We start from the raw sequence: 4,447 nt of genomic DNA on the forward strand, positions 1-4,447 counted from the left end.
GTGTGATTGCTGTGTCGCACGGCGGCGTGATTGGGTCGGTTTTCCGGCGCGTGTGGGCCATAGTTGCCAGTGCTGCGACTGTTCAGTCACACCGGGATGAGATACGTCCTACGCCCGGTGTCCACCGTGGCACAATACGCAAACGCCGGCATGGAATCAGCAATCCCATGCCGGCGTTTCGGCTGTTTCAGTGCGATCCGGTGCGATCACCATCGCCTCGGTCTCAGCCGAGCAGCGGCGCCACCTGCTCCTCGTAAGCGGTGAGCGCGGTGTCGATCACGTTGTGCATGTCGTAGTACTTGTACGTACCCAGACGGCCGCCGAACACGACCTTCGGCTCCTGTGCGGCCTTGGCAGCATACTGCTCGTACAGCGCCTTGTCTTCCGCGGTGTTGACCGGGTAGTACGGCTCATCCTCGCGGGTGGCAAAGCGGCTGTACTCCTCCCAGACCACCGTCTTGTCGGGGTTCTGGGAGTCCTTGCGTTCGGGGTTGAAGTTCTTGAACTCGATAGCGCGGGTGTACGGCACGTCGGAATCCGCGAAGTTCATGACCGGGCAGCCGAAATGGTCGCCCTCATCGTAGCGGACTTCCTTGAAATCGACCGTACGCCACTTGAGATCGCCGAGCTCGTAATCGAAGTACCGGTCGACCGGACCGGTGTAGACGACTGGCACCTTGCCGACAAGCGCCTTCTTGTTCAGCGGCTGGGATTCGTCGAAGAAATCGGTGTTCAGGGTCACGTGGATACGCGGATCGTCGATCATGCGCTCCATCCACGCCGTGTAACCGTCCTTGGGCAAGCCCTCCCAAGTGTCGCGGAAGTAGCGGTTGTCATAGTTGAAACGCACGGGCAGGCGCTTGATGATGCCGGCCGGCAGCTCGCTCGGGTCGGTCTGCCACTGCTTGGCCGTGTAGTTCTTGATGAACGCCTCGTACAGCGGGCGGCCGATGAGCGAGATGCCCTTGTCGTTGAGGTTGGCCGGGTCGGTGCCGGCCAGCTCACCCGCCTGCTCGGCGATCAGTGCCTTGGCTTCGGCCGGCGTGTAGTGCGCGTGGAAGAACTGGTTGATGGTACCGAGGTTGATCGGCAGCGGGAACACCTCGCCGTTATGCGTGGTGTACACGCGGTGGACGTAGTTGGTGAACTCGGTGAAGCGGTTCACGTATTCCCAGACGCGCGGGTTGGAGGTGTGGAACAGATGGGCGCCGTACTTGTGGATTTCCGCGCCCGTTTCCTTGTCCATGTATGAGTATGCGTTGCCGCCGATATGATCGCGCACGTCGATGATTTCCACCTTCGCGCCGTGCTTCTCGACCGCCTGCTGCGCCACGGTCAGGCCGAACAAGCCTGCGCCGACGATTACCAGATCCGCGTCCATATTTGCCTTTCTGTTCTTCGGAACCGCTGCCGGCGCCCAGATGACGCCATGTGCGGCTTCCCGTCCCCGCGCGGGAACCGTTGGGGTTCAGTCTAGTCCCATGTATGCCTATCGCCGGATTCTCGCGGAACGGGTTTGCGAGGTTTTCACCGAGTCAGGATTCAAATGCCAGATACAGGAAAGCCCGGCGGCGGCACGGATTGAGATGCCGTGCCGCCGCCGGGCTGTGCGCTCGACAGACGAATCAGGCGAAAATCGTCTTGAACAGGAACGCGCCCAGAATCGCGCCCAGAATCGGCGCGACCACCGGAATCCAGGCTTCACTCCAACGGGAGCCGCCCTTGTGCGGAATCGGCAGCAGCTGGTGCAGCAGGCGCGGCATCAGGTCGCGGGCCGGGTTGAGGCCAGGTCCGGTCGGGCCGCCCATCGAAGTAACCAAGCCCCACACAATGAAACCGACGACGATGGATGCAGCCGCCGGATCCTTCTGGCCCCACGGCATGGACAGGCAGCACAGCGCGCCGATCACCAGCATGAAGGTGCCGAAGAACTCGTTGAGGAAATAGTTCACGCGGTCGTTTTCGGCATCGGTGGTGCAGAAGGTGCCGAGGATTGCTTCGGCGTCTTCGGTGTCGCGGTAATGCGGGTAGTAGGTGACGTAGACGATGAGCTGGCCGACAATGGCGCCAAGCAGCTGGGCGATGATATACGGCAGCACCTCGTTCCATGGGAACAAGCCGTTGACGGCTTGGGCGATGGTCATGGCCGGGTTGATGTGGGCGCCGGAGACCGCGCCGAACATGAGCACCGGGAACATCACGCCGAAGCCGTAGCCCATGGCGATGTTCAGCCAGCCGGCATGATGGCCTTTGGTGTTCTTGAGTTCGACGTTGGCGACGGAGCCGTTGCCGAACACCATAAGGATGGCGGTGCCGACGAATTCGGCGGCCAGTTTGACGAAAAGTGAGTGAGTCACTGCTCTGCTTCTCTCTCGTTTTTGTGTCTTGTGTTCTCTGGTTTTCTTGCGCTTGCGCGACGAAACGAATGTATTCGCGTGCCAAGGCGTCTGTGCCTCCATGGGCCGCATGACCCTCAACGCGTAGTGGCCGGTGGTCGTCGCGCTGCCAGCTTCGGACATGATTGGCCCGTGGCAGGGTTCGCGGATGGATGCGCCGGACGTCGGCGCGAGTGCCAGTGTAGCGGGAACCATGGTCTTGGCTGTCTGATGCCGGCGGACCGTTGCCGGATTCGTGTGGTGTACATGATGTTTGTGATTCGTTCGCGGCTTGCTGTTGCTCGACCGCGGATTCATGGTGGTTCGATTGTGCTGTTGCCGCGGATTGATCGCGGTTTTGTCGCGGTTTAGTCGCGGTTTGATTATGGTTCAATCGCGGCTATCAGGAATGCGACACGCCGAAGAGGTGGATGAGTTGCGTTCGAATCAGAGACGAGTATAGTAATCACTCGGTTCGAGAAATCGACTAACCAACTTGCCCCTTTAGCTCAGTTGGTTAGAGCAGCTGACTCTTAATCAGCGTGTCCGGGGTTCGAATCCCCGAGGGGGCACTTTCAACCGCAGCTTTGGCTGCGGTTTTTTGTTTCTCGCTCCAGATTCCATGTGATGCTGGCGTGCATGGTAGGCTGATGCCATGATGCTTGCAGATTGTGGCCAGGATTTTGTCACGGATCCCAACCTTCTTGCACTGGCTTGCGAAGACGCGGAAGTCTTCGGGGATTGGGTCATGCCTGACTATCGGCGGATTGCCGCCGAACTGGGTCGCACGCCCGAGTCAACGGTGTTCTCTATCGAGGATAGTGATTATGGCAGTGGCGGCTGGGCGAGTTTTGTCGAAATCCGCCTGGCTCGTAGAGGCGCGGAGCCTGAGATTCGTGACGGATACCAGGTGACCCGGTACGCATCTGTGGTGGTATGCAGAATCGCCCCGTTGGCCGCGCTGATGAAGGTGGTAGAGGCGAGGGTGGCGTTGGACGGCAAGGGGAGCTGTGGCTACCTTCCGGTATCCGATGATTTGGTCTCTGCCGTGCCATGGGATACGCGACAGCGCATCCCCGAGATCCTGGCGAACTATGGGTATCAGATACTCGCCCCCGAAATCGGCCGTTTGCGTCTACCTGATGGCTTGGGAGTGGATACCCTGCTGACCAGCAAGGACGAAAAAGACTGCTACATCGGGCATCATGTTTTCGACGCCTGGTTCCACTGGATGGATTGAAAGGACCGGCCGTGCCGTGCGTTCCATGCGGGCCTGGCGACAGATCGGGCGGCAAAGGCTGCACGGCCGGATACACGGCCGGATACACGGGCGGATAGACTGCAAGCGTGGAACATTCAGCGGTTATCGGGCGCCTGGCACCATCGCCGACCGGACGCATGCATATCGGCAATGCGTATGCGGCGCTCGCCGCTTGGCTGGGCGTGCGGTCCCGCGGCGGGAAACTGATCTTGCGGATCGAGGATATCGACGCCCCGCGCGTGGTGCGGGATGCTGACCGGTGGATCATGGATGACCTCCACTGGCTTGGGCTGGATTGGGACGGCTACCCGGTCTATCAGTCATCAAGACTTGACAGATATCGACAGATACTTGATGCCCTGCGTGGTATGACGCTGGACGATATCCTGACGCAGGATATCTTGCAGCCAACCGTCCCTGCGGACGGGTGCCCAGACTCGAACGGAGAGCCGCACGAGGAATCGCCGCTCATCTACCCGTGTTTCTGCTCGCGCGCTGACATTCGCGCCGCATCCGCCCCGAACGAGGGCGACGGCTTCATCATCTACCCGGGAACGTGCCGTCGCTTGTCTGCCGCCGAGCGCAATACCCGTATCAACCGCGGCGACCGCCATTCCTGGCGTATTGCGGTGCCTGGGCGAGCCAATCCCGTGGGCACGATCGTTTTCGGCGATGAGGTGTTCGGGCCGCAACGCATCGATTTGGGGCGGCAGGTCGGCGATGTCGTCATCCGGCGTTCTGACGGGCTGTTCGCGTATCAGTTCGTCGTCAGTATCGATGATTTCGATATGGGCGTCACCCAGATTGTGCG

At 60.5% G+C, this 4,447-nt stretch carries 4 protein-coding genes and 1 tRNA gene; 3 read left to right on the forward strand and 2 right to left on the reverse strand.

Annotation, left to right across the window (positions count from 1 at the left end; translation table 11 throughout):
- Positions 1-223: 223 nt before the first annotated feature.
- Together glf and ACI38B_RS01015 are read right to left on the reverse strand one after the other, a co-directional pair.
- Positions 224-1,381 (reverse strand): UDP-galactopyranose mutase, encoded by a 1,158-nt coding sequence (gene glf, locus ACI38B_RS01010; protein ID WP_015451150.1) that lies wholly within the window; start codon positions 1,379-1,381, stop codon positions 224-226.
- Between the two features lie 244 nt (positions 1,382-1,625).
- Positions 1,626-2,357 (reverse strand): MIP/aquaporin family protein, encoded by a 732-nt coding sequence (locus tag ACI38B_RS01015; protein WP_439729167.1) that lies wholly within the window; start codon positions 2,355-2,357, stop codon positions 1,626-1,628.
- A 516-nt stretch (positions 2,358-2,873) separates the two neighbouring features.
- Between ACI38B_RS01015 and ACI38B_RS01020 the strand changes: the two genes are divergently transcribed.
- The 3 genes from ACI38B_RS01020 to ACI38B_RS01030 form a co-directional block, all read left to right on the forward strand.
- Positions 2,874-2,947: transfer RNA gene (locus tag ACI38B_RS01020), tRNA-Lys, on the forward strand.
- An 83-nt stretch (positions 2,948-3,030) separates the two neighbouring features.
- Positions 3,031-3,615 (forward strand): hypothetical protein, encoded by a 585-nt coding sequence (locus ACI38B_RS01025; protein ID WP_439729168.1) that lies wholly within the window; start codon positions 3,031-3,033, stop codon positions 3,613-3,615.
- 158 nt (positions 3,616-3,773) lie between these two features.
- Positions 3,774-4,447 (forward strand): glutamate--tRNA ligase family protein (locus ACI38B_RS01030; RefSeq protein WP_439729189.1); only part of this gene is annotated, 674 nt, incomplete at its 3' end.

It is taken from the genome of Bifidobacterium sp. (assembly GCF_051876855.1).
Lineage (GTDB): Bacteria > Actinomycetota > Actinomycetes > Actinomycetales > Bifidobacteriaceae > Bifidobacterium.